24 protein-coding genes are annotated in these 23,790 nt (G+C 71.6%); 15 read left to right on the top strand and 9 right to left on the bottom strand.

Annotated features, from left to right (window positions below; all coding sequences use genetic code 11):
- Nucleotides 1-3: 3 nt before the first annotated feature.
- On the bottom strand, nucleotides 4-654 hold the full coding sequence (locus ACYVKF_RS17220) for a TetR/AcrR family transcriptional regulator (protein ID WP_460968020.1): 651 nt from the start codon (nucleotides 652-654) through the stop codon (nucleotides 4-6).
- A gap of 75 nt (nucleotides 655-729) precedes the next feature.
- Between ACYVKF_RS17220 and ACYVKF_RS17215 the strand changes: the two genes are divergently transcribed.
- From ACYVKF_RS17215 to ACYVKF_RS17195, 5 genes are all read left to right on the top strand, one after another.
- Nucleotides 730-2,022: an acetyl-CoA C-acetyltransferase gene (locus tag ACYVKF_RS17215; RefSeq protein WP_460968019.1), complete on the top strand. Its 1,293-nt coding sequence runs from the start codon at nucleotides 730-732 to the stop codon at nucleotides 2,020-2,022.
- 1 nt (nucleotide 2,023) lies between these two features.
- Nucleotides 2,024-3,364 carry a 3-oxoacyl-ACP reductase gene (locus ACYVKF_RS17210; RefSeq protein ID WP_460968017.1) on the top strand — a complete coding sequence of 447 codons (1,341 nt, stop codon included), beginning with the start codon at nucleotides 2,024-2,026 and terminating at the stop codon, nucleotides 3,362-3,364.
- 1 nt (nucleotide 3,365) lies between these two features.
- A complete protein-coding gene (locus ACYVKF_RS17205; RefSeq protein WP_460968015.1) occupies nucleotides 3,366-4,226 on the top strand; it encodes a MaoC/PaaZ C-terminal domain-containing protein in 861 nt (286 codons plus the stop codon).
- Between the two features lie 86 nt (nucleotides 4,227-4,312).
- A complete protein-coding gene (locus tag ACYVKF_RS17200) occupies nucleotides 4,313-5,527 on the top strand; it encodes an FUSC family protein (RefSeq protein ID WP_460968013.1) in 1,215 nt (404 codons plus the stop codon).
- Between the two features lie 90 nt (nucleotides 5,528-5,617).
- Nucleotides 5,618-7,036 carry an HNH endonuclease signature motif containing protein gene (locus ACYVKF_RS17195; protein WP_460968011.1) on the top strand — a complete coding sequence of 473 codons (1,419 nt, stop codon included), beginning with the start codon at nucleotides 5,618-5,620 and terminating at the stop codon, nucleotides 7,034-7,036.
- A gap of 71 nt (nucleotides 7,037-7,107) precedes the next feature.
- Here ACYVKF_RS17195 and ACYVKF_RS17190 read toward each other — a convergent pair whose 3' ends face one another.
- The 5 genes from ACYVKF_RS17190 to ACYVKF_RS17170 all read right to left on the bottom strand — a co-directional run bounded on the left by ACYVKF_RS17190 (nucleotide 7,108) and on the right by ACYVKF_RS17170 (nucleotide 11,974).
- Entirely contained in the window at nucleotides 7,108-7,836 is a 729-nt protein-coding gene (locus ACYVKF_RS17190; RefSeq protein WP_460968009.1) for a potassium channel family protein, read from the bottom strand.
- A gap of 82 nt (nucleotides 7,837-7,918) precedes the next feature.
- The gene (locus tag ACYVKF_RS17185; protein WP_460968007.1) at nucleotides 7,919-8,407 is read right to left on the bottom strand and encodes a GNAT family N-acetyltransferase; all 489 of its coding nucleotides are present in this window, start codon (nucleotides 8,405-8,407) and stop codon (nucleotides 7,919-7,921) included.
- A gap of 38 nt (nucleotides 8,408-8,445) precedes the next feature.
- Nucleotides 8,446-9,111, bottom strand: a complete 666-nt coding sequence (locus ACYVKF_RS17180; protein WP_460968005.1) for an NAD(P)-binding oxidoreductase — start codon at nucleotides 9,109-9,111, stop codon at nucleotides 8,446-8,448.
- Between the two features lie 106 nt (nucleotides 9,112-9,217).
- Entirely contained in the window at nucleotides 9,218-11,470 is a 2,253-nt protein-coding gene (gene katG, locus ACYVKF_RS17175; protein ID WP_460968003.1) for a catalase/peroxidase HPI, read from the bottom strand.
- A 57-nt stretch (nucleotides 11,471-11,527) separates the two neighbouring features.
- Nucleotides 11,528-11,974 carry a Fur family transcriptional regulator gene (locus ACYVKF_RS17170; protein WP_460968001.1) on the bottom strand — a complete coding sequence of 149 codons (447 nt, stop codon included), beginning with the start codon at nucleotides 11,972-11,974 and terminating at the stop codon, nucleotides 11,528-11,530.
- 214 nt (nucleotides 11,975-12,188) lie between these two features.
- Between ACYVKF_RS17170 and thrS the strand changes: the two genes are divergently transcribed.
- Nucleotides 12,189-14,174 (top strand): threonine--tRNA ligase, encoded by a 1,986-nt coding sequence (gene thrS, locus ACYVKF_RS17165; RefSeq protein ID WP_460967999.1) that lies wholly within the window; start codon nucleotides 12,189-12,191, stop codon nucleotides 14,172-14,174.
- Between the two features lie 114 nt (nucleotides 14,175-14,288).
- Here thrS and ACYVKF_RS17160 read toward each other — a convergent pair whose 3' ends face one another.
- Complete coding sequence (locus ACYVKF_RS17160; protein WP_200947765.1) at nucleotides 14,289-14,789, bottom strand: GNAT family N-acetyltransferase; 501 nt, start codon at nucleotides 14,787-14,789, stop codon at nucleotides 14,289-14,291.
- A gap of 50 nt (nucleotides 14,790-14,839) precedes the next feature.
- Between ACYVKF_RS17160 and ACYVKF_RS17155 the strand changes: the two genes are divergently transcribed.
- The gene (locus ACYVKF_RS17155) at nucleotides 14,840-15,445 is read left to right on the top strand and encodes an HIT family protein (protein WP_460967996.1); all 606 of its coding nucleotides are present in this window, start codon (nucleotides 14,840-14,842) and stop codon (nucleotides 15,443-15,445) included.
- A 768-nt stretch (nucleotides 15,446-16,213) separates the two neighbouring features.
- On the opposite strand, the gene ACYVKF_RS17150 is transcribed toward ACYVKF_RS17155, so the two are convergent.
- Nucleotides 16,214-16,720, bottom strand: coding sequence for a hypothetical protein (locus ACYVKF_RS17150; protein WP_157581201.1), 507 nt, complete (start codon nucleotides 16,718-16,720; stop codon nucleotides 16,214-16,216).
- A 37-nt stretch (nucleotides 16,721-16,757) separates the two neighbouring features.
- Here ACYVKF_RS17150 and ACYVKF_RS17145 point away from each other — a divergent pair, with 37 nt between their 5' ends.
- From ACYVKF_RS17145 to pdxS, 6 genes are all read left to right on the top strand, one after another.
- Nucleotides 16,758-17,174, top strand: coding sequence for a thiol-disulfide oxidoreductase DCC family protein (locus ACYVKF_RS17145; protein ID WP_460967994.1), 417 nt, complete (start codon nucleotides 16,758-16,760; stop codon nucleotides 17,172-17,174).
- A gap of 12 nt (nucleotides 17,175-17,186) precedes the next feature.
- Entirely contained in the window at nucleotides 17,187-17,801 is a 615-nt protein-coding gene (pgsA, locus tag ACYVKF_RS17140) for a phosphatidylinositol phosphate synthase (protein ID WP_056914512.1), read from the top strand.
- Nucleotides 17,798-18,745, top strand: a complete 948-nt coding sequence (locus ACYVKF_RS17135; RefSeq protein ID WP_460967992.1) for a phosphatidylinositol mannoside acyltransferase — start codon at nucleotides 17,798-17,800, stop codon at nucleotides 18,743-18,745. The genes pgsA and ACYVKF_RS17135 overlap by 4 nt, the downstream gene beginning before the upstream one ends.
- The gene (locus ACYVKF_RS17130; protein ID WP_460967990.1) at nucleotides 18,742-19,944 is read left to right on the top strand and encodes a glycosyltransferase family 4 protein; all 1,203 of its coding nucleotides are present in this window, start codon (nucleotides 18,742-18,744) and stop codon (nucleotides 19,942-19,944) included. The genes ACYVKF_RS17135 and ACYVKF_RS17130 overlap by 4 nt, the downstream gene beginning before the upstream one ends.
- On the top strand, nucleotides 19,944-20,525 hold the full coding sequence (locus ACYVKF_RS17125) for a hypothetical protein (RefSeq protein ID WP_056914509.1): 582 nt from the start codon (nucleotides 19,944-19,946) through the stop codon (nucleotides 20,523-20,525). The genes ACYVKF_RS17130 and ACYVKF_RS17125 overlap by 1 nt, the downstream gene beginning before the upstream one ends.
- Nucleotides 20,526-20,824: 299 nt before the next feature.
- Nucleotides 20,825-21,751 (top strand): pyridoxal 5'-phosphate synthase lyase subunit PdxS, encoded by a 927-nt coding sequence (gene pdxS, locus ACYVKF_RS17120; RefSeq protein WP_056914508.1) that lies wholly within the window; start codon nucleotides 20,825-20,827, stop codon nucleotides 21,749-21,751.
- Between the two features lie 19 nt (nucleotides 21,752-21,770).
- On the opposite strand, the gene ACYVKF_RS17115 is transcribed toward pdxS, so the two are convergent.
- Entirely contained in the window at nucleotides 21,771-22,298 is a 528-nt protein-coding gene (locus tag ACYVKF_RS17115; protein ID WP_056914507.1) for a GNAT family N-acetyltransferase, read from the bottom strand.
- 44 nt (nucleotides 22,299-22,342) lie between these two features.
- On the opposite strand from ACYVKF_RS17115, the gene pdxT reads away from it, so the two are divergent.
- Entirely contained in the window at nucleotides 22,343-22,963 is a 621-nt protein-coding gene (gene pdxT / locus ACYVKF_RS17110) for a pyridoxal 5'-phosphate synthase glutaminase subunit PdxT (protein ID WP_056914506.1), read from the top strand.
- Nucleotides 22,960-23,721, top strand: a complete 762-nt coding sequence (locus ACYVKF_RS17105) for a YebC/PmpR family DNA-binding transcriptional regulator (RefSeq protein WP_056919062.1) — start codon at nucleotides 22,960-22,962, stop codon at nucleotides 23,719-23,721. The genes pdxT and ACYVKF_RS17105 overlap by 4 nt, the downstream gene beginning before the upstream one ends.
- The last annotated feature ends 69 nt before the right edge of the window (nucleotides 23,722-23,790 follow it).

Raw genomic sequence — 23,790 nt, 5'->3', positions numbered from 1 at the left:
CGATCAGGACGGGTCGGGCCAGGCGGCGGACAGTCCGCCCCAGGCCAGGTCGGTGAGGTGTGCGGTGAGGTCGGCGCGGGTCAGCGAGGGGTCCGCCAGCCACTGGTCGGCAGCCGCCCGGACCATGCCCACGACGCCGGCCCCCCACACCGCGGCGGGCGAGGTGTCGCGGCCGACCGAGGCGAGGGCTGCGCCGATCAGCGCGGACATCTGGTCGGCGATGTGGCTCGTCACGGCCAGGGCGGGGTCGCCACCGGACGGGGCGTCGAGCAGGGGGGCGTTGACGACGAAGCGGTAGACCTCCGGGTCGCGCTCGACGAGGGCGAGGTAGGAGTCGATCGCCGCGGCGATGATCGCCCGGGGCGACCCCCCGGCGCGGGCGAGGTCGGGCGACCCGCCCCCCATGGCGGACCCGAGGTCGCGCAGGATCCGCGCGTCCACGCTCTCCGACACGGCGGCATACAGGCCGGAGCGGTCGGTGAAGTGGCGGTAGAAGACCGTCTTGGACGTGCCGGCTGCCGCCGCGATGTCGTCCATGCCGACCCCGGCACCGTGCTCCCGGATGGCGCGCAGGGTGGCCTCGACGAGCTCACGGCGCCGGCTGGCGCGGTGCTCGTCCCAGCGGGTGCTGCGACCGTCGGTGGTGGTGCTCACGCTGTCGACGGTAGCAGGTACCAGTCGTACCTGCTACCGTCGGTATCAGTAACCCTCGACCTCCAGGAGGACCTCGTGGCCGCATCAGCGAAGCCCCGCCGCGCCGCCGTCATCGGTGGCAACCGCATCCCGTTCGCCCGCGCCAACAGCACGTACGCCAAGGCCTCCAACCAGGACATGCTCACCGCGTCCCTGGAAGGCCTCGTGGCCCGCTTCGGGCTGGCGGGGGAGCCGGTCGGCGAGGTCGCTGCCGGAGCGGTCCTCAAGCACAGCCGCGACTTCAACCTCACCCGTGAGTCCGTCCTGGGTTCGAGCCTCGCGCCGACCACTCCGGCGTACGACGTGCAGCAGGCCTGCGGCACCGGGCTCGAGGCGACGGTCCTCGTGGCGAACAAGATCGCCCTGGGTCAGGTCGAGTCCGGCATCGCCGGCGGTACCGACACGGCCTCCGACGCGCCCATCGCCGTGAACGAGGGGCTGCGCGAGACGCTGCTGGCGCTCAACCGGGCGAAGACCCCCGGCCAGCGACTCAAGGCAGTCGCGCGCCTTCGCCCCGGCCAGGTCGTCCCCGAGATCCCGCGCAACGTCGAGCCGCGCACCGGCCTGTCGATGGGCGAGCACATGGCCCAGACGGCGGCGCACTGGGGCGTGACGCGTGAGGCCCAGGACGAGCTGGCCGTGCAGAGCCACCGGAACCTCGCAGCGGCCTACGACCGCGGCTTCTTCGACGACCTCCTGACGCCCTACCTCGGCCTCACCCGGGACCAGAACCTGCGCGCGGACTCCTCGGTCGACAAGCTCGCGAAGCTCAAGCCGGTCTTCGGCCGGGGCGACGGCGCCACCATGACGGCAGCCAACTCGACGCCGCTGACCGACGGTGCCTCCGTCGTGCTGCTCGGCAGCGACGAGTGGGCGGCCGAGCGCGGCCTGCCCGTCCTGGCCCACCTCGTCGACGCGCAGACCGCAGCGGTCGACTACGTCACCGGCCACGAGGGACTGCTCATGGCTCCCGCCTACGCGCTGCCCCACCTGCTCGAACGCCAGGGCATGAAGCTGCAGGACTTCGACCTCGTCGAGATCCACGAGGCCTTCGCGGCCACCGTGCTGTGCACGCTCGCGGCCTGGGAGAGCGAGGCGTTCTGCCGCGACAGGCTCGGTCTCGACGCGCCCATCGGCGCGCTGGACCGCACCAGGCTCAACATCAACGGATCGTCCCTGGCCGCCGGCCACCCCTTCGCGGCGACCGGTGGACGGATCGTTGCGACCCTCGCCAAGTCGTTGCAGGAGAAGGGATCCGGCGCGCGTGGCCTGATCTCGATCTGCGCCGCCGGTGGACAGGGTGTCATGGCGATCCTCGAGGCGGCCTGACATGGCCGGCGCGTACGCAGGATTCGTCAACAGTGCCGTGGGCACGAAGCTCGCCGCGCAGCTGGGCCTCCCTCGGCCCGTGCGCCTGCGCCGGTATACCGCCGGCGCACCGCTCGTGGAGGGTCCGGTCCTCGTCGCCGGGCTCGCCGACGCCCCGGTGGCCGAGCACGTCCGCACGCTGCTCTCCGGCGAGGGGGTGGAGGTCGTCGACGCGGTGCCGGCGGGATCCAGGCTCGGCGCGGTGGTCCTCGACCTCACGACCGTCACGGAGCCCGGAGACCTCGACCTCGTCCGCGTCGTCCTCGCCCCCGCGGTGAAGGCGCTGCGGGCCTCCGGCCGGGTGGTCGTCGTGGGTGCGGATCCGGCGTCCGCCACGTCGGTCGCCCAGGCGGCGTCGCGTCGCGCGCTCGAGGGGATCACCCGCTCGGTCGGCAAGGAGCTGCGCTTCGGGGCCACGGCCAACCTCGTCCTCGTCGCCGAGGGCGCCGAGGCCAACACCGACGCCGCGGTGCGGTTCCTGCTCTCCGGCCGCTCCGCCTACGTCGACGCCCAGGTCGTCCGCGTCGGACCGGGCGCCCCGGCCGAGCCGGCCGACTGGGCCCTTCCGTTGGCGGGCAAGGTCGCGGTCGTGACCGGGGCTGCTCGGGGGATCGGCGCGTCGATCGCCGACGTGCTCGCCCGCGACGGAGCGCACGTGGTCTGCGTCGACATCCCGGCGGCGGGGGAGTCGCTGGCCCGCACCGCGAACCGGGTCGGCGGAACCGCACTGCAGGTCGACGTCACGGCGGCCGACGCGGGGCAGCGGATCCTGGACGCCACCGGCCGCCACGGGGGCCTCGACATCGTCGTCCACAACGCGGGGATCACCCGCGACAAGCTGCTCGCCAACATGGACGAGTCCCGGTGGGACTCTGTGCTCGACGTCAACCTCGGCTCGATCCTGCGGATGAACGAGGTCCTGCTGGGGGAGAACGGGATCCGCGACGGTGGGCACGTCGTCCTCGTGTCCTCGATCGCGGGGATCGCGGGCAACCGTGGCCAGACCAACTACGCCGCGTCCAAGGCCGGGGTCATCGGCCTCGTCGACGCCCTCTCGGTCGACGCCGACCTGGTCCGTCGGGGCATCACCGTCAACGCGGTGGCCCCGGGGTTCATCGAGACCGAGATGACCGCCAAGGTCCCCTTCGCGACGCGGGAGGTCGGGCGCCTGCTCAACTCGCTGAGCCAGGGCGGCCTGCCCGTCGACGTCGCCGAGACGATCGCGTGGTTCAGCCAGGACGCCAACGCGGGAGTGACCGGCAACGTCGTCCGTGTCTGCGGCCAGAGCCTGTTGGGGGCCTGACGTGGAGCTGCGCGAGGTCGCGTCGACACCTGCCCTCGGACCGCTGTTCGCCCGGGCTGCGCTCACCCAGCGTGGACGGGGCGGGGCGCTGCCCGCGCACGGGCTGCACCTCGCCGCAGTCCAGGTCGACCGCGCGCACCTGCTCGACTACCAGCACCTGTGCCGGTTCGCCGGGGGAGACGTGCTGCCGCACACCTACCCGCACGTGCTGGGGTTTCCTCTCCAGGTCGCGCTCATGGCCGGACGTGACTTCCCGCTGCCGCTGCCGGGACTGGTGCACCTCGAGAACCGCATCACCGTGCACCGTCGCCTGACCGCGGACGACCGCCTCGACGTCACCGTGCACGCCGCCGACCTGCGCCCGCACGCCAAGGGGCAGCTCGTCGACCTCGTGACCGAGGTGGACGTCGACGGGGAGCGGGTCTGGGAGGGGCGCAGCACCTACCTGCGACGCGGTCGAGGCGACGCGAACGCCGTGGCGCCGCAGTCGAGCCCACCGATGCCGCAGGGGCCTCCCGCCGGCGTCCTGCGCCTGCCCGAGGGACTGGGCCGCGCGTATGCCGCGGTGTCCGGTGACGTGAACCCCATACACCTGCACGCCCTCAGCGCGAAGGCGATGGGGTTCCCGCGCGCCATCGCGCACGGGATGTGGACGGCGGCGCGGACCCTCGCCACCCTCGGGCCGGAGGCGAGCGGGCCCTCCACCTCCGAGGTGTGGTTCCGCAAGCCGGTCCTGCTCCCCTCGACGGTGGAGCTCGTGGTCGACGACAGCGGGCCGCGCACCGTCGTGGGTCTCCGGTCCGGCCGCGAGAGCGTGCGTGAGCACCTCGTGCTGACCCTCGACGTGGAGGCAGGCGCCTGAGCCGGGCGGGGTGATTCGTCCGGCTTGGTACCGACCCGTCCGGCGTGGATTGGTGGGGCGGGAGAGCCCCACCTAGGGTCGACGGCGTGGAGACAGCAGCGCGGGACCGTCCTCGCCCGGGCGAGCGGGTCCGGGCCGTCGTCGCCGGGTGGTGGACCACCGCCTCGCAGGCGGTCCGCGTCGCAGGGCCTCAGCGTGACGCCGCGCTGCTCATGGCCAAGGCGGCGCTGGCGACGGTGCTCGCGTGGCAGTTCGCGGTCCTGGTCCTGCACAGCTCCAACCCGTTCTACGCGCCCATGGCCGCCCTGCTCGTCGTGGACAGGACCATGGTGCGGTCGTTGGGCGCCAGCGCCCAACGCGTCGTGGCGGTGGTCGTCGGCATGTCTGCGGCCTGGCTGGTCGGTTCGTGGCTGGGGGTGCACTGGTGGAGCATGCTCCCGGTGCTCTACCTGGCCCTGCTGCTCGCGCGCTGGCGTCGACTCGGTGACCACGGGATCCAGGTCCCGACGATGGTCCTGCTCTCCCTGCTGACCGTGGGTGGGACCGACGTGGAGTTCACCTACCTGACGATCATCGAGACCATCGCCGGCGGGGTCATCGGTGTGGCGACGAACGCGATCGTCCTCGCACCGTTGCACGTGCAGCAGCCGCGCGACCAGATCCGGTCGCTGACGACCCGGGTCTGTGCACTGCTCAACGAGATCGCCGCGGGGCTGCGCGAGGGCTGGGACACCGATGCGGCTCGGAAGTGGTACGACACGAGCTCGGAGATCGTCGGCCTCGCGCCCACCATCCAGGAGGAGATCGAGACCGGTCGCGAGAGCATGCGGTTCAACCCTCGCGACAACCTGCTCGGCATGGAGGTGGACTGGGCGGGGTACGCCCGGACCGTCGATGCCATCGGTCGCGCGCAGTGGCAGCTGTCGGGCATCGCCCGCACGCTGGTCGACGCGGCCGACGAGGACGACAGCCAGCCGACCCCCACCAAGCGATTCCTCGACCGCTACGCCGAGGCGCTCGACAAGGTCGCCGGCGCCATCAGCCACTTCGGTCTCCCCGGCGACGAGGAGGTGGGAGCGGTGACCGACTACCTCCACTCGGCGGGCGCCGTCCTGGACCAGCTGGGGCACGACATCCGCGAGACCGAGCTGGAGGACCCGCGAGCCTGGCCGGCGTACGGCGCCCTGTTGCTCGATGCCCAGCGCCTGATCCGCGAGCTCGAGGTGGCCAGCCACCAAGCGGTCATGCCGACCGACAGCGGACCGATCCGCAAGCCCGGCCGCAAGGTCATCGGCCGTTGACGCAGAACCCGAATGGCGTTGCTGTGCAACGGCATTGGGTCTGTCGATGAATGCGGGGCGTTGTCGGTGGTCGACGATAGTGTTCCTGGTATGGCGATCAGCGCGGACCTTGCTCCTCCCACCTTCGGTGGTGAGCAGCGACGCCCTGTGGTGGATGCGGCCGCGGTGGCGCTGGAGGTGTTGTGCCACGGGGAGCCTGACCGGTTGTGGTCTTTGGGTGATGCTGAGGTGGGTGCCGCGCTGGCCCTGTTGAGCGAGGTCGTGTCGGCGGCGAGGGCGCAGCTGGTCCTGGTGCTGGCCGAGGCCAAGGGCCGCGGGCTGGGGGTGGAGCGGGGGTTGGGGCCGGTGGACTGGGCTCGGTCGGTCGCGCCGTTGCTGGCGACCAGGGACCTGCTGGACGCCGACGTCGTGGCGTCGGCCGTGGCTGAGGGAGGAGCGGTGGGGTCGGTGGGGTCGGTGGGGCCGGTGGGCCACCCCCTCGACGAGGTCGTCGAGGCGGTAGTGGGGGCGTGCACGTCGGACCCTGGGGTGCGGGCGGAGGCGTTGGCGGTGGGCAAGGCGGCGCAGATCTGCCGGTTCCACCGCACGGTGCGAGCCATGGCTGAGCCGGTCGGTCTGGACGGGGCGGTGTCGGTGCTGGTGTCCGGCGCCCGTGGTGCCGGCGGGTTGTCCGAGGCCAGGCTCGCGGTGGCCCTGCGGCACGCCGGTGAGGTGGCCCGCCCGGACGGGGCGGTGGAACGCGACGCGCAGATCCGTCGGGACCACCGCTCGCTGACCAAGGGGCCCGGCCCGGTCGGGATGTGGCGGTACACGCTGCTGCTGGACGAGGAAGGCGCCGCAGTCGTCGATGCCGCCGTGGACGCGTTGGCGAGGCCGGTGCGCGACGAGGACACGGGCGAGCTGGATCTGCGTACCCCCGCCGCGCGGCGCGCGGACGCCCTGCTGGACCTGGTGACCCGAGCGGTGTCCGCGCCGGAAGGCCTGCCTCGTCAGGCGAAGACGTCGCTGGTGGTGACGGTCGGGCTGGACGCCCTGCAGGGGCGGTGCCGTGGCGCCGCGCTCACGGCCGGCGACGAGTCCCTGACGGTGGGGGCGGTGCGGCGGTTGGCGTGCGACGCCCAGGTGATCCCAGTCGTGCTCGGCAGCCGTGGGGAGGTCCTGGACCAGGGGATGGGTCGGCGGTTGTTCGACCGAGCCCAGATACGGCACCTGTGGCTGCGGGACCGGCACTGCACGTTCCCGGGCTGTTCGAAACCGGCGGCGTGGTCGGATGCGCACCACCTGGTGCACTGGGCTGATGGTGGCCCCACGAACGTCGACAATGCCGCGTTGTTGTGCCGGGCGCACCACACCATCGTGCACACCTACCGGTATGGCGGACGGCCCAGCAACGAGGGCGGCAGACCCAGGGTCGAGTGGGACCTGACCACCGGCTCCTACGACGAGGCCCTCGACGAATGGCGCCGACGCGACCGAACCCGGCCCCGCCCCATACCCGCCACGACCTGAGCGGGCGACGGGTCACGTCCGCGCGGTCCTGAACCCCCGTGCAGAGGTGCCGCGCCGATCTTCGGCCCGCGCTAGGACTGTTCCTGTCGCAACGCGATGATTTCAGCGCGGAGCGCCCGCACTTCGGCAGCGAGATCGCTCACCCCTTCGCCTGTCCGTTCCTCCGCAGCCTGGACCTCGGCCACCCGCTCGACGAACCAGGAGGCCAATGAGGCCGTGATGACGCCGAGCAGGGCGATGCCGGTCATCATCAACCCGGCGCCGACGAACCGGCCCTCCGGCGTCGTGGGGAACTGGTCTCCGTAGCCCACGGTGGTCACGGTCGTCGCGGCCCACCACAAGGCATCTCCGAACGTCGTGATGTTGGCGCCCTGATGGCCACGCTCGGCATCCAGCACGGCCAACGCAGCGACGAACCCGACCACGACGACCGCAGCCGCGACGTAGGCGACCACCCTGCCGCGCACGAAGGACTGACCTCGACGACCGATGATGTTCAGCGCCACGACAGCTCGCAGGGCCCTGAGCGGGCGAAGCATTGGCACGGCCAGCGTGATGACGTCGAGCCAGTTGCGGCGCAGGAACAGCCGCCGTTCCTCGGACATCGCCAAGCGGACCAGCAGGTCGGCACCGAAGAGCAGCCACACCGTCCAGGACACGAACGAGCAGGCGGTCTGAGCCGCCCGCGACAGTTGTGGCTGGAGGATGGGCCAGGCGTAGGCGCCGAGGAAGGAGAGGGCGGCGACCAGCAGGGGTCCGCTGGTCCGCCGTTCCCAGTCGATGAGCTTCTGGTCCGACACGTTCGGCACGGTAGTGGAGTGAAACGGCGAAGAGTGTTCCTTTTCCTACGAGCGGCACGTCGCGCCCGGGAGCCAGCCGAGCCTAGGTCGCTCCTGCGTGCACGAGGCTCTTGGCGTAGCAGCGGGAGAGCTCGGAGTCGGCGTAGTGGCCGAAGTCGATGGTCCGGGAGTAGCCGCACGACTCGTACAACGCGATGGCGTCCCCCTGGATGATTCCCGTCTCGAGGACCATGACTGCGACCCCGGCGAGTCGAGCGGTGCGTTCGAGGTCGGCGAGCACGAGCCTGGAGACACCACGTCGCCGGGCCCGCGGGCTGACGTACATCCGTTTGACCTCGGCAACAGGTGCGTCGAACAGGCGCACGAGGTCGTCCCTGCGTCGCCATCCACCCATGGCCACCGGCCCGGTGTCGTCGGTGGCCAGCACGAAGGCGCCACGGGGTGCTGCGAACTCGCCGTCGACGATGGGGGATTCGTCAGGCCCGCCGTAGATGGACACGTAGTAGGCCTGTACCTCGGCGACGAGGTGCTGGACGTCGGCGTCCTCGAACGGGACGCTGCGCAGCTGCACACCCCCATCGTGGTGGGGCACAAGACGATTCGTCACGCTCAGGCAGGGTCCGTGGGAAGGGCAGCCACGGCTTCGGCGATGGGGACGTGGCCGGAGACGAGCTCCAGGACCAGGCCCGATCCGGCACCGGTCGCGAGCAGCTCGGCCAGGACGCTGGCGACGTCGGCTCGGGGGACGGCGCCCCTCTCGACCGCGGGTGCCAGCGCGACCCGGTCGGTCGCCTCGTCGTCGGTGAGCCGCCCCGGACGCAGGATCGTCCAGTCGAGCTCGGTGCGCGCACGGAGGTCGGCATCGGCCGCCCCTTTGGCCCGCAGGTAGACCTGGAAGACGTCGTCGGAGTCGGGGTCCCCGGAGTCGGCGCCCATCGAGGACACCATGACGTAGCGCCCGACCTCCGCCGCGACGGCGGCGTCGGCGAGCAGCACGGCGGCGCCACGGTCGACGCTCTCCTTGCGAGTCGCCCCGCTGTCCGGCCCCGCGCCGGCCGCGAAGACCACGGCGTCGGCACCGGCGATGGCAGCAGAGAGGGCCTCGACGGTCGTGTGCTCGAGGTCGACCACCTCGGCCCTGGCACCGTGCTTCTCCACGTCAGGGACGTGGTCGGGGTTGCGCACGAGGGCGATGGCCTCGTGCCCACGCGCTGTCAGCTCCTTCTCGAGCAGCAGGGCGATCTGTCCGTGTCCTCCGGCGATGGCGACGATCATGCGTCCTGTCTACAACCTCGGCCGCCGGGCCGCGCGCCCGGGGCGGACGACGCACCCTCCGTATGGCGCGGCGCCATACGGAGGGTGCGTGGTGCAGCGACGAGCCTCAGGCGACGTCGAACCGGTCGAGCTCCATGACCTTGGTCCAGGCCGCGACGAACTCGTCGACGAACTGGTCCTTCGCGTCGTCGCTGGCGTAGACCTCGGCGAGGGCACGCAGCTCGGAGTTCGAGCCGAACACCAGGTCGGCGCGGGTGCCGGTCCAGCGCACCTGGCCCGCGCCGTCGCGGGCCTCGAAGGTCGAGGCGTCCTCGGAGGTCGAGGTCCACTGCGTCCCGAGGTCGAGCAGGTTGACGAAGAAGTCGTTCGTCAGCGTGCCGGGAGCATCGGTGAGCACCCCGAGCGAGGAGCCGTCGTAGTTCGCGCCGAGGACGCGCAGGCCGCCGACGAGCACCGTCATCTCGGGCGCGCTCAGCGTGAGCAGGTTGGCGCGGTCGAGCAGCTGGTACTCCGCGCCGAGCCGGTGGCCCTTGCCCGGGTAGTTGCGGAAACCGTCGGCCCGCGGCTCGAGCCACGCGAACGACTCCACGTCCGTCTGCTCCTGCGAGGCGTCGACGCGACCCGGGGTGAAGGGCACCTCGACGTCGCGGCCCGCGGCCCTGGCCGCCTGCTCGACGCCCACGCCACCGGCGAGGACGACGAGGTCGGCCAGCGACACCTGACGTCCACCCTGGGCGTTGAACGACTCCTGCACACCTTCGAGGGCGCGCAGCACCGTCGCGAGCTGGGCGGGGTTGTTGACCTCCCAGCCGTTCTGCGGGGCGAGGCGGATGCGGGCACCGTTCGCGCCACCGCGCTTGTCGCTGCCGCGGAACGAGGACGCAGCCGCCCAGGCCGTGGAGACGAGCTGCGAGACCGTCAGCCCGGTGTCGGCGATCGCCGACTTGAGCGCGGTGACGTCCTCCGCGGTGATCGGCTCGCCGGAGGCGGCGGGGAGCGGGTCCTGCCAGAGCAGCTCCTCGGAGGGGACCTCCGGACCGAGGTAGCGGGCGACCGGGCCCATGTCGCGGTGGGTCAGCTTGAACCACGCGCGGGCGAACGCGTCGGCGAACTCGGCGGGGTTCTCCAGGAAGCGCCGGGAGATCTTCTCGTAGACCGGGTCGACGCGCAGCGCCAGGTCGGTCGTGAGGAAGTTCGGGGCGATCTTCTTCGTGGCGTCGTGGGCGTGCGGCACGGTGCCCTCGCCGGCGCCGTCCTTGGGCTTCCACTGGTGGGCGCCCGCGGGGCTCTTGGTGAGCTCCCACTCGTAGCCGAACAGGTTCTCGAAGAAGTTGTTGCTCCACTGGATCGGCGTCGTGGTCCAGGTGACCTCGATGCCGCTGGTGATCGTGTCGGCGCCGTTGCCCGTGCCGAAGTCGTTCTTCCAGCCCAGGCCCATCTGCTCGAGCGGTGCGCCCTCGGGCTCGTCGGACACGTGCTCGTCGGGGTTCGCCGCACCGTGCGTCTTGCCGAAGGTGTGGCCGCCCGCGATGAGGGCGACGGTCTCCTCGTCGTTCATGGCCATCCGGCCGAACGTGTCGCGGATGTCGCGAGCCGACCGCAGGGGGTCGGGCTCACCGTCGGGGCCCTCGGGGTTGACATAGATCAGGCCCATCTGGACCGCGGCGAGGGGGTTCTCGAGCTCGCGGTCACCGGTGTAGCGCTCGGCGCCGAGCCACTCGGTCTCAGGACCCCAGTAGACGTCCTCGTCGGGCTCCCACACGTCGGCGCGGCCACCGGCGAAGCCGAAGGTCTCGAAGCCCATCGTCTCCAGCGCGACGTTGCCGGTGAGGATCATCAGGTCGGCCCACGAGAGGTTGCGGCCGTACTTCTTCTTGACCGGCCACAGGAGGCGGCGGGCCTTGTCGAGGTTGGCGTTGTCGGGCCAGCTGTTGAGCGGGGCGAACCGCTGCTGCCCGGCGCCCGCGCCGCCGCGGCCGTCCTGCACCCGGTAGGTGCCGGCGCTGTGCCACGCCATGCGGATCATGAACGGGCCGTAGTGCCCGAAGTCGGCCGGCCACCAGTCCTGCGAGGTGGTCAGGACCTCGGCGATGTCCTGCTTCACCGCTGCGAGGTCGAGGGACTCGAACGCCTTGCCGTAGTCGAAGTCCTCGCCGAGGGGGTTCGCGACCGCCGGGTTCTTGGCGAGGATCTTGACGTTGAGCCGCTCGGGCCACCAGCCGCGGTTGCCGCCGCCCTGGGCCGGCTCCGGCGCACGGTTGTGCACGACGGGGCACTTGCGGTCGCTCTCGTTCATCTCGCCGACGCGGGTCTCGTGACCCTCGGCGTTGGTGTTGCTCTCGTGGTTCTGGTCGGACATGGCTTCCTTCCGGGCAAGGGGTGGATGGACGGGTACGGCGGGTGGTTCGTGGTGGGGTCAGGCCGTGGCTGCAGCGGCGCAGGTCGGGCACAGGCCGCGGTAGACGACCTCGGCCTCGTCGATGGTGAAGCCGTGGTCGTCCGACGCCGTCAGGCAGGGGGCGTGGCCCACGGCGCAGTCGACGTCGGCGATGGTGCCGCAGGACCGGCACACGACGTGGTGGTGGTTGTCGCCGACGCGTGCCTCGTAGCGGGCCACCGAGCCGGGCGGCTGGATGCGGCGCACGAGACCCGAGCGGGTCAGGGCGCCGAGGACGTCGTAGACGGCCTGGTGCGACACCTCGGGCACGTCGCGGCGGGCGGCCGCGATGAGCGAGTCGGTGTCGGCGTGGGGGTGCGCACGGACCGCACCGAGGACCGCGACCCTGGGCTGGGTCACCCGGAGCCCTGCCTCGCGCAGGAGCTGCGGGAGGCCGTCGGGGTGTCCGGCTGACGTCGTGGTCATGCCGCACACTCTGGCCTCGTATCTGGAACGAGTCAAGATTCGACACGGTGCCGTGAGATGACGGGTGGGTGAACCTGCGGTGCCGGTATCTCGCGCGCGACGACGCGACCCCGGCCGATAGCATCGGAGGGCTGCGCGCGGAGGTCCGCGGGCGGCATACCCGAGGGGCCAGGTGCCAGCACCGGTCCCACACCCGAACCAAGGAGAGCGCACCGTGTCTGCCCAGATCACCGTCACCATCGCCGGGAGCGAGCGACAGGTGCCGGAGCAGACGACTGCCGCCGACCTGTTCGAGGGTGACCGCGCCGTCCTCGTCGCGCGCGTCAACGGCGAGCTGCGCGACCTGGCCCACGTCGTGGCCGACGGCGACGTCGTCGAGCCCGTGACCGCCCAGGAGCAGGACGGCCTCGACGTGCTGCGGCACAGTGCGGCCCACGTGCTGGCCCAGGCGGTCCAGGAGGTCAACCCGAAGGCGAGGCTCGGCATCGGGCCCCCCGTCCGTGACGGCTTCTACTACGACTTCGACGTCGACGACGCGTTCACCCCCGAGGACCTCAAGGCCCTCGAGAAGGTCATGCAGCGCATCGTGAACGAGGGCCAGACCTTCGTGCGCCGGGAGGTCAGCGACGAGGCCGCGGCCGTCGAGCTGGCGGACGAGCCGTACAAGATCGAGCTCATCGGCCTCAAGGGCGGAGCCGCCGGTGACGCCGCCGAGGGTGCCGACGTGGAGGTGGGCGGCGCGCAGCTGACCATCTACGACAACATCAAGCGCGACGGCACCCGGGCCTGGGGCGACCTGTGCCGCGGACCGCACGTGCCCACCACCAAGGTGCTCGGCAACGCCTTCAAGCTCATGCGCAGCGGTGGCGCCTACTGGCGCGGCAGCGAGAAGAACCCGCAGCTGCAGCGCGTCTACGGCACCGCGTGGGCGACCAAGGACGAGCTCAAGGCCTACCTCGACCGCCTCGCCGAGGCGGAGAAGCGCGACCACCGCAAGATCGGCGCCGAGCAGGACCTGTTCAGCTTCCCCGACGAGCTGGGCTCCGGCCTGCCCGTGTTCCACCCCAAGGGTGGGGTGATCAAGCGCGAGATGGAGGACTACGTCCGGCTGCGCCACATCGAGGAGGGTTTCGAGTACGTCGGGACCCCGCACATCTCGAAGGAGCAGCTGTTCCACACCTCGGGTCACCTGCCCTACTACGCCGAGGGCATGTTCGCGCCGTTCGACGTGGACGGCACCGACTACCGCCTCAAGGCGATGAACTGCCCGATGCACAACCTCATCTACCGCTCCCGAGGCCGTTCCTACCGCGAGCTCCCGTTGCGGCTGTTCGAGTTCGGGCACGTCTACCGCAACGAGAAGTCCGGAGTGGTCCACGGCCTGACCCGCGTGCGTGGGTTCGCCCAGGACGACTCGCACTCGTACGTCACCGCCGAGCAGGCTCCCGGCGAGATCAAGCACCTGCTGGACTTCGTGCTGTCCCTGCTGCGCGACTTCGGGATGGACGACTACTACCTCGAGCTGTCGACCCGCGAGACCGAGGGCGACAAGAAGGACAAGTTCATCGGGTCCGACGACCAGTGGGAGCTCGCGACCGAGGTGCTGCGCAACGTCGCCACCGAGTCGGGTCTCGAGCTGGTCATGGACCCCGGGGGCGCGGCCTACTACGGCCCGAAGATCTCCGTCCAGGCCCGCGACGCGATCGGCCGCACCTGGCAGATGTCGACCATCCAGTACGACTTCAACCAGCCCGAGCGGTTCGGGCTCGAGTACCAGGCGGCGGACGGTTCGCGCCAGCAGCCGGTGATGATCCACTCGGCCAAGTTCGGGTCGATCGAGCGCTTCCTGGGCGTGCTCGTCGAGCACTACGCCGGGGCCTTCCCGCCCTGGCTCTCGCCGGTGCAGGTCCTGGCCGTGCCCGTCGCGGAGGAGTACTCCGAGTACCTCCACGACGTCGCGGACCAGCTGCGGCGCAAGGGGATCCGCGTCGAGATCGACGACAGTGACGACCGGTTCCCCAAGAAGATCCGCAACGCGAGCAAGTCGCGGGTGCCGTTCACCCTCATCGCCGGCGAGGAGGACCGATCGGCCGGTGCCGTGTCGTTCCGCTACCGCAACGGTGAGCAGAAGAACGGCGTCCCGATCGAAGACGCCATCGCCGAGGTCGTCGCGGCCGTCCAGGCCCGCGTCCAGGTCTGACCGGTCACGCCTGCGTTCGGTGAGCGCGAGGTGTCGCATTCCCTGTGCGATTCCGACACCTCGCGCTCACTCAGTTCTCACCACCTTCGTGAGATCAGCGGGTATGGCGCCCGGTCACCCGCGCGGTCGCCAGACCAGCCGGACGTCGGGGGCGCCCTCCTCGTTGTCACCCTCGGTCCACTCGACCGGGACGAACCCGTGCCGCTCGTAGAAGCGCAGGGCGCCGGTGTTGCTCTGGAACGCCCAGAGCTGCACCCCGTCGGGGAACCGCTCGCGGGCCAGCTCGACGAACCGGGCACCGAGCCCTCGGCCGGTGTGGTCGGACGCGATGTAGAGGTGACCCAGCTCGTCGGGCTCGGCCAGCGCGAGGAAGCCGACGACCCGCCCGTCGTCGTCCGCGACCCAGACCTCGCCGTCGGCGATGAGGACGTGCTCGACGAACGCCAGCACGCTCTCGCGCGGGTGGACGATCATCGGGATCCGGGGCGCCGACTCGGTGCGCACCTGCCAGAACAGCTCTGCGACGGCGGGTGCGTCGTCCGGCGTCGCGGGGCGGATGGCCACCGACGGGATGCCGTCGGTCGCCGGGGTGGCCTGGGTATGCGGTTCGGGCACGGCGAACATCATGCCGACTCCGTCCGTGGCCGGCTGCATAGGATCGGGGCATGAGCGACGCACCCGAGCCGGACACCGACTTCGCGAGCGTCCAGGACGGGTTCGAGCGGTTGTGGACCCCGCACCGGATGGCCTACATCACCGGCGACCGCCCGAGCGAGGCGGCAGGGGACGGCTGTCCGTTCTGCGCGGCGCCGGGTCGTGGCGACGCCGAGGGGCTGGTCGTCCACCGGGGCGAGCACTGCTACGTCGTCATGAACCTCTTCCCGTACAACCCCGGCCACGTCCTCGTCTGCCCGTACCGGCACGTGTCCCTCTACGTCGACCTCACCGAGGAGGAGACGACCGAGTTCGGCCGGCTCACCAAGGAGGCCATCGCCGCCCTCGACACGACATCGCAGCCGATGGGCTACAACATCGGGATGAACCAGGGGGCCGTCGCAGGAGCCGGGGTCCAGGCACACCTGCACCAGCACGTCGTCCCCCGCTGGGGTGGCGACATGAACTTCCTGCCCATCATCGGGCAGACGAAAGCTCTTCCGATGCTGCTGGAGGACGTGCGCTCCCGGCTGGTCGCCGCCTGGCCGGGTGGGGGAGCCGCTGCCACCGACGGGTCGACCACCACGGACCGAGGCGTTCCAGCGGCAGGAAGCTGAGCAGGCAGACCACCAGCGGCAGGAAGTGGATCTTGAGCATGAGGTAGGTGCTCAGGTGGAACCCGCCCCAGAACGCCAGCGCGGCATACAGGGCCCTGCCACGGAGCCAGAGCAGGACGGGTGAGCAGAACTCGGCCACGAGCACGATCCACTGCATGGCATGGGTCAGGGCCGGGTGCGAGCCGACCCATGGGCCGATGCCGTTGGGTCGGCGGGTGAGCGCCCAGATCAGGGTGGCGCCGTTGGCCCAGTCCCAGCCCCCGAAGCGCATCTTGGCGCTGGCGGACAGGAAGTAGATCGACACGGCGCCGACCTGCACCATGCGGACGGCCCACCCGGCCGCCTGCGAACGCACGTCGACGTCCGGGACCCGCGCCCGCCCCGCGGTCGGCAGCACGAACAACGCCACGACGAGGGCGAAGTGGTCGTGGTCGACCTTGGAGTACGCGAAGGCGTTGCTCACCCAGTCGAGCATCCCGACGGCGCAGACCCAGCCGGCCAGGCGCGGGAGCCGTCCGGTGGCCGCGACGAGGGCGCTGACGACGATCACGCCGAGCAGGACCCGGACGTAGACGTGCGAGGGCGCGGGCAGGTGCAGGACGTCGCGGACGACGAGCCCGCGGTAGAGGGAGGGCGGGACGTCGCCGTGGGGGATGGGGTCGGTGACGATCCACAGGACGTCGAGCAGGACGAACGGGTAGATCACGTGGCGCAGCCAGGCGACGCGCGCGAGGGGCAGCTCCGGGGCGAGGAACCGCTCGACCGGGTTCACCGGGACCCCCTCCCGCCGGGGAGCCCGCTCGGCTGCGGGTCGAGGGGGTCGCGGACCTGCCAGGTGGCGAGCGTGTGCACGGTGGCGTCGCCGGTGGGGATGCTCGTCGAGGTGTTGCGGAGCCAGATGGTCGCGTACGGCGTCTCGTGCGGCAGGCGCCGGTGGTGCAGGACGGCGATGTCCTGGAGCAGCTCGGGGGTGCGGATGATCCGGGGCGCCTGGCCCTCGATCTCGGCCCGCTCGATGCCGATCATCTCCTTGGAGAGGGGCACCCGGACGACCTCACCGTCCGTCGTGAGCGCGTCCATCGTCAGGGAGTTGATGACGCCGTTGTTCTGCACCGAGAAGGCGTACTGCGACATCGGCGCGAACGGCCACCACTCGTCGTCGCCCACCCAGGTGCCGAGGCAGACGGTGGTGACGACGACGGCCGTCGTGGCCAGCCGCCACAGGAGCGAGTACGGCCCGAGCCGCTGTGTGCTGCCGCCCGGACGCCCCCTCATGGCCGTCATGGTGCCACGCGGGTGAGAGACTTCGGCCATGGACACCGCCCCGGACAGCACCCCGAGGGGGCGCGGCCTGCTCATCTTCGACGGTGACTGCGGCTTCTGCACGACCAGCGCCCGCTTCCTCTCCCGCTGGGTCGACCGGCACCAGCGCTACCAGGTCCAGCCGTGGCAGCAGCTCGACCTCGCGCCGCTCGGCGTGACCGAGGAGGACTGCATCGCGGCGGCGCAGTTCGTGCGGCAGGACGGTTCCGTCGTCGCCGGGCACCGGGCGATCGCGGAGGGGCTCAAGCACGGAGCGCCGGCGTGGCGGCCGCTCGGGCACCTGATCACCCTCCCGGGCATCTCGTGGCTCGCTGCCCGCGCCTACACCTGGGTCGCCGACCACCGGTACGCACTTCCCGGCGGCACCCCGGCGTGCGCGCCGAAGGTTCCGGCCGCGCCTCAGTAGGCTGCCACCACCATGCTCAACAAGTACGCGCGCGCGCTCTTCACCACGATCTTCACCCCCGTGGCCCGGCTGTTCCTGAAGCTCGGCATCAGCCCGGACGTGGTGACCGTCGTCGGGACCATCGGCGTCTGCGTCGGAGCCCTGGCCTTCTACCCCCGGCACGAGTTCTTCTGGGGCACCATCGTCATCACCCTGTTCGTCTTCTCCGACACGGTCGACGGGGTCATGGCCCGCATGTCCGGTCGCTCGGGCAAGTGGGGGGCCTACCTCGACTCGACCCTCGACCGGGTGGGCGACTCGGCCATCTTCGGCGGCCTCGTGCTCTGGTACGCCGGCAGCGGTGACAACTTCCTCATGGCCGGGCTCGCGCTGGCCTGCCTGATCCTCGGCAGCGTGGTGTCCTACGCCAAGGCCCGCGCCGAGGGCCTGGGCTTCTCCGCGGACGTCGGCATCGCCGAGCGGGCCGACCGCCTGGTCGCCGTGCTCGCCACGACCGGCCTGGTCGGGATCGGCCTGCCCGAGGTCGTCCTCACCGTCGTGCTGGCCCTGCTCGCCGTCGCGAGCCTGATCACCGTGGTCCAGCGGATGCTCATGGTGCGCCGCCAGGCGCTCGCCGCAGCCCCGTGAGCCGCCTCGGCGACGTCCTCGCCGTGACCGGCTTCCGGCTCGGGTGGGGGACCGTCCGACGACTCCCCGAGCGTGCCGCGTATGCCGCGTTCGACCGCATCGCCGACCTCACCGTCGCGCGGGGTGGCAAGGGGGTCGAGCGGCTGCGGTCCAACTACGCGAAGGCGCGGCCCGAGCTCGACGACCGTGCCCTCGACGCTCTGGTGCGCGCAGGCATGCGCTCCTACCTGCGCTACTACTGCGAGGCCTTCCGCCTGCCCGACCGCTCGACCGCCGACATCGCGGGCCAGGTGCGCGTCGTCGGCGACGCTGCCGTGCGGGCCGAGCTGGGAGCCGGGCGCCCCGTCGTCTGCTTCCTCGGCCACCTCGGCAACTGGGACCTGGCCGGCGCGTGGGGCACCAAGGCCCTGGGGCCCGTCGTCACCGTCGCGGAGCGGCTCGAGCCCGAGGAGGTGTATGCCGAGTTCCTCGAGTTCCGGGAGTCGCTCGGCATGACGATCCTGCCGCTCACCGGTGGGGGAGACGTCTTCGCCCAGCTCCGCGGCCACCTGGCCTCCCCGGTCCTCATGCCGCTGCTGGCCGACCGCGACCTCACCGACCGGGGGATCGAGGTCGACCTGCTCGGCCACCGTTCCAAGATGGCCGCCGGCCCGGCAGCGCTCGCCCTCGGCAGCGGTGCGGCACTGCACCCCGTGTCCATCCACTACGAACGCGTACCCGGCTCCCGCAGGCACGGCCTCGTCATCACGTTCCACGAGCGGGTCGAGGTCCCGGCCACCGGCGCGACCCGCGCGAAGGCCGTCGCCATGACCCAGCAGTGCGCCGACGTGCTGGGGGCGGCGATCCGCGAGCACACCGAGGACTGGCACATGCTCCAGCGGGTCTTCCTCGACGACCTCGAGCCGCGCCCCGCCCGACCGGCCGCCGCCGAGGTGGCGCCGTGAGGATCGGCATCGTCTGCCCGTACTCGTTCGACGTGCCTGGGGGAGTGCAGTTCCACGTGCGCGACCTCGCCGAGCACTTCCTCGCCCAGGGCCACCACGCGTCGGTCCTCGCGCCGGCCGACGAGGACACCCCGCTGCCCGAGTACGTCGAGTCGGTGGGACGTGCCGTCCCGGTCCGCTACAACGGCTCGGTCGCCCGCCTCAACTTCGGTCCGGTCACCGCGGCACGGGTCGGCCGCTGGCTCGAGCGCGGCGAGTTCGACGTGCTCCACATCCACGAGCCCGTCACCCCCAGCATCGCGCTGCTCGCCCTCTGGTCGGCCGAGGGCCCGGTGGTGGCCACGTTCCACACCTCCAACCTGCGCTCACGGGCCATGCAGGCGGCATACCCGCTGCTGCGTCCCAGCCTGGAGAAGATCAACGGGCGCATCGCCGTCTCCGAGGACGCGCGGCGCACGGTCACCACGCACCTCGGCGGTGACGCCGTCGTCATCCCCAACGGGGTCAACGTGAGCAGGTTCGCCGACGCCACGCCCAACCCGGCGTGGACCGGCACCGGGCAGGCGCCGACGCTGGCGTTCCTCGGGCGCATCGACGAGCCGCGCAAGGGCCTGCCCGTCCTGGCGGCCGCCCTGCCCGCCGTCCTGGCGGAGCACCCGGGGACCCGCGTCCTCGTCGCGGGCCCGGGTGACGTGGAGGCCGCGCGCGAGCGGCTCGACCCGGCCGTGGCCGCCGCGACGGAGTTCCTGGGGATGATCAGCGACGAGGACAAGGCCGCGCTGCTGTCGTCGGTCGACGCCTACGTCGCGCCGCACACCGGGGGCGAGAGCTTCGGGATCGTCCTCGTCGAGGCGATGAGCGCCGGCGCGCCGGTGGTGGCCAGCGACCTCGCGGCGTTCGTGCGTGTCCTGGACGGCGGCCGGTGCGGGGCGATGTTCGCCAACGAGGACCCGGCCGACCTGGCCCGCCAGCTGCTGCGGCTGCTCGGCGACCCCACCGAGCGGGAGCGGTTGCGCGACGAGGGCAGCCGCCGCGCCCAGGTGTTCGACTGGGCGGTCGTCGCCGAGGACGTCATGGCCGTCTACGAGACGGTCACCCACGGTGTCGACGACTGGCGCGAGGTCCGGGACGACCGGGCCGACCCGGCCGACACCCGTTGGACCCGGCTGCTGCGCGGCCGCCGAGGAACCGAGGACTGATGCAGACCGTCACCTGGACCGCCGTCGCCGTCGCGGTGCTGCTCGGGATCGCGTGGTACCTGTCGTACAACGCCGCCCGCCTCGACCGGCTGCACACCCGGGCGGAGGGAGCGCTCTCGGCGCTCGACGCCCAGCTGGTGCGGCGCTCCGAGGCCACCCTGGAGCTCGCCAACTCCGGGGCCCTCGACCCCGCGAGCGCGCTCATGCTGGCCGGTGCCGCGTCCGAGGCCCTCGAGGCGCACAACGAACGCGTGCTCGAGGAGGACTTCCTCGAGGGCCAGAGCTTCGGCCAGCGCGAGGAGCTCGAGAGCGACCTCACCGCAGCCCTGATGGCAGCGCTCAGCGCCGAGGTGGTGGGGGAGATCCGGCGCGACGACAACCTCGGGGCGCTCGCGCTCCAGCGGGTCGAGGCAGCCGGGGTCCGGGTGCAGCTGGCCCGACGGTTCCACAACGACGCCGTCACCGACGTGCGCCGGGTGCGGCGCAAGGCGGTCGTCCGGTTGTTCCGGCTGGCCGGCCACGCCGACCTCCCGCGCACGGTCGAGTTCGACGACGAGCTCCCCCCGGCCGTCCGCGACTGAGCCCGCCCCGCGCCATACCCGCCCCGCCGGCCCCCGCCACTCGCCGCCCTGCCGGCCCCGACGCCCCCGGCACAACGCTGGGTGCGCGGCAGGACGAGGGTTGGAGACGCGTGTTCTGCCTCGCAACCGACGTTGTGCGGGCGTGTCGCGTGGTGGGGGTGCGGGCGCCGGCCGGTCGCGGATGGCGGGGCAGTGGGCCCGCACGCAGGCTCGGTCCGCGGCGCTCGGGGCACCAACTAGCATTGGCCTCGAAGCGCGTCTTCTGCGCTGCGCCCTGAACAGATCTGGAGCTCGTCGTCATGTCCGCCGACACCACCACCCCCGTACCGCAGTCCTCGTCGCAGCCCACCACCGGCACGTCGCGCGTCAAGCGCGGCATGGCCGAGATGCTCAAGGGCGGCGTCATCATGGACGTCGTCAACGTCGAGCAGGCCAAGATCGCCGAGGACGCCGGCGCTGTCGCCGTCATGGCGCTCGAGCGCGTCCCGGCCGACATCCGCGCCCAGGGTGGCGTCTCCCGGATGTCCGACCCGGACATGATCGACGGCATCATCGAGGCCGTCTCGATCCCCGTGATGGCCAAGGCCCGAATCGGCCACTTCGTCGAGGCCCAGGTGCTGCAGTCCCTCGGTGTCGACTACATCGACGAGTCCGAGGTGCTGACCCCGGCCGACTACGCCAACCACATCGACAAGTGGAACTTCACCGTTCCCTTCGTCTGCGGCTCGACGAACCTCGGCGAGGCCCTGCGCCGCATCACCGAGGGCGCGGCGATGATCCGCTCCAAGGGTGAGGCCGGCACCGGCGACGTCTCGAACGCCACCACCCACATGCGCAAGCTGCGCGACCAGCTCCGCTGGCTGCACGGCCTCCCCGAGGACGAGCTGTACGTCGCGGCCAAGGAGCTGCAGGCCCCGTACGACCTCGTCAAGGAGGTCGCCGAGGCCGGCAAGCTCCCCGTGGTCCTCTTCACCGCCGGCGGCATCGCCACCCCTGCCGACGCCGCGATGATGATGCAGCTCGGCGCCGAGGGAGTCTTCGTCGGCTCGGGCATCTTCAAGTCCGGCAACCCGGCCCAGCGCGCCGAGGCGATCGTCAAGGCCACCACGTTCTTCGACGACCCCGACGTGATCGCCAAGGTCTCGCGCGGTCTCGGCGAGGCCATGGTCGGCCTCAACGTCGACGAGATCCCCGAGCCGCACCGCCTGGCCGAGCGCGGCTGGTGAAGTCAACCGACGGCGGGGCTCAGGCCCCGCCGTCGGGAAGCGTCATCAGGAGCACCGGGCGGTGGGTGGCCGGCAGCCACGGCGGCCTCGCCTCGCCGACCACCTGCCAGCCGCTGCGTTCGTAGAGCCGCACGGCGTTCTCCGTCTCCTGCACCACGTCGAGCACCGGGGTCCTGCCGCTGTCGCGGATGAACCCCACCGCCGTCGCCAGCAGGGCCGCACCGACACCGCGCCCCGTGACGGCATGGTCGATGAACAGGACCGACACCTCCGCGAGCCCGTCCAGCGGGCGGCCGGTACCGGCGCTCCACACCGTCGCCATGTCACCGGGGACCACCGCTGCCACGGCGACGTGCCCCACGACGGCTCCGTCCAGCTCGGCCACCCAGGACCGCAGCTCGCTCGACCGGTGGAGGAACTCCTCGACGGGCATCGGCAGCGGCCAGCGTTGCGGGTAGTCGCTGTGCTCCCGCTGGGCGGCGAGCACGTCGGCCAGGACGGGCAGGTCCTCGGTGGTCCGTGGACGGATGGTCAGGTCGCCGGTCATGCCCCCACGCTAGGGCCGCACCGGCCGCCCGTAGCATTCGCGTCGTGACAGCCCAGCCCACCATCGGTGTCCTCGCCGTCCAGGGAGACGTCCGCGAGCACCTGCATGCCGTGCAGGAGGCGGGTGCCCACGGCACCACCGTGCGCCGCCCGCGGGAGCTCGCCGAGGTCGACGCCCTCATCATCCCCGGGGGTGAGTCGACGACGATGGACAAGCTGGTCCGCGCGTTCGACCTGCACGAACCCCTGCGCGAGCGGTTGGCGGGGGGCATGCCGGCCTACGGCTCCTGCGCCGGCATGATCATGCTGGCGGACAGGATCGCCGACGCCCGACCCGACCAGCAGACGCTCGGTGGCCTTGACATCACCGTGCGGCGCAACGCGTTCGGGCGACAGGTCGACTCCTTCGAGGAGGACATCCACTTCACCGGTCTCGACGACACCGTGCGCGCCATCTTCATCCGTGCGCCCTGGGTCGAGCAGGCCGGCGAGGCGGTCGAGGTGCTGGCCCGTGTGGAGGACGGACCGGCCGCCGGTAGGATCGTCGCCGTCCGTCAAGGGCCCCTGCTGGCCACCTCCTTCCATCCGGAGGTGAGTGGTGACCACCGGGTCCACGGACTGTTCGTGCAGATCGTGCGTGACTACCTGTTGGAGGGCATGGAATGAGTGGCCACAGTAAGTGGGCGACCACGAAGCACAAGAAGGCTGCCATCGATGCCAAGCGCGGCAAGCTCTTCGCCAAGCTGATCAAGAACATCGAGGTCGCGGCCCGCACCGGTGGTGGTGACGTCACCGGCAACCCGACGCTCTACGACGCCATCCAGAAGGCGAAGAAGACCTCGGTCCCCAACAACAACATCGACAACGCGGTCAAGCGCGGGTCCGGTGCGACGGCGGGTGGGGCCGACTGGGAGACGATCACCTACGAGGGCTACGCCCCCGGTGGTGTCGCCGTCCTCATCGAGTGCCTGACCGACAACCGCAACCGCGCTGCCGCCGAGGTCCGGACCGCGCTCACCCGCAACGGTGGGCAGCTGGCAGAGCCCGGCTCGGTCTCCTACGTCTTCGACCGCAAGGGCGTCGTCGTGGTGCCCAAGGGCGACATGTCCGAGGACGACATCCTCGAGGTCGTGCTGGAGGCCGGCGCCGACGAGGTCAACGACCTCGGCGACTCCTTCCAGATCATCTCCGAGGCGAGCGACTTCGTGGCCGTCCGCAAGGCGGTCCAGGACGCCGGCATCGACTACGACTCCGCCGAGGCTTCCTGGGTGCCGAACCTCCAGGTGCCGCTCGACGCCGACGGTGCCCGCAAGATGATCCGCGTCATCGAGGCCCTCGAGGACTCCGACGACGTGCAGGACGTCTTCGCCAACGGCGACATCAGCGACGAGGTCCTGGCCGAGCTCGACGAGGACGAGGACTGACCCCTCCCGCCCACGGACGCCCCGTCCTCCCCGCGTGTTGCTGCGGGGGAGGCGGGGCGTCGTCCGTGT

The organism is Pedococcus soli, from assembly GCF_054782575.1.
This window is presented reverse-complemented; position numbering and strand designations above follow the sequence as displayed.

What these genes read in the sequence shown, in the direction of transcription:
- ACYVKF_RS17195 (WP_460968011.1), top strand. Translation starts at nt 5,618, where the DNA reads ATGGCGATCAGCGCGGACCTTGCTCCTCCCACCTTCGGTGGTGAGCAG.
- ACYVKF_RS17150 (WP_157581201.1), bottom strand. Translation starts at nt 16,720, where the DNA reads ATGAGGGGGCGTCCGGGCGGCAGCACACAGCGGCTCGGGCCGTACTCG.
- ACYVKF_RS17125 (WP_056914509.1), top strand. Translation starts at nt 19,944, where the DNA reads ATGCAGACCGTCACCTGGACCGCCGTCGCCGTCGCGGTGCTGCTCGGG.
- pdxS (WP_056914508.1), top strand. Translation starts at nt 20,825, where the DNA reads ATGTCCGCCGACACCACCACCCCCGTACCGCAGTCCTCGTCGCAGCCC.
- ACYVKF_RS17180 (WP_460968005.1), bottom strand. Translation starts at nt 9,111, where the DNA reads ATGATCGTCGCCATCGCCGGAGGACACGGACAGATCGCCCTGCTGCTC.
- katG (WP_460968003.1), bottom strand. Translation starts at nt 11,470, where the DNA reads ATGTCCGACCAGAACCACGAGAGCAACACCAACGCCGAGGGTCACGAG.
- ACYVKF_RS17145 (WP_460967994.1), top strand. Translation starts at nt 16,758, where the DNA reads ATGGACACCGCCCCGGACAGCACCCCGAGGGGGCGCGGCCTGCTCATC.
- ACYVKF_RS17105 (WP_056919062.1), top strand. Translation starts at nt 22,960, where the DNA reads ATGAGTGGCCACAGTAAGTGGGCGACCACGAAGCACAAGAAGGCTGCC.
- ACYVKF_RS17155 (WP_460967996.1), top strand. Translation starts at nt 14,840, where the DNA reads ATGAGCGACGCACCCGAGCCGGACACCGACTTCGCGAGCGTCCAGGAC.
- ACYVKF_RS17115 (WP_056914507.1), bottom strand. Translation starts at nt 22,298, where the DNA reads ATGACCGGCGACCTGACCATCCGTCCACGGACCACCGAGGACCTGCCC.
- pgsA (WP_056914512.1), top strand. Translation starts at nt 17,187, where the DNA reads ATGCTCAACAAGTACGCGCGCGCGCTCTTCACCACGATCTTCACCCCC.
- ACYVKF_RS17170 (WP_460968001.1), bottom strand. Translation starts at nt 11,974, where the DNA reads ATGACCACGACGTCAGCCGGACACCCCGACGGCCTCCCGCAGCTCCTG.
- ACYVKF_RS17210 (WP_460968017.1), top strand. Translation starts at nt 2,024, where the DNA reads ATGGCCGGCGCGTACGCAGGATTCGTCAACAGTGCCGTGGGCACGAAG.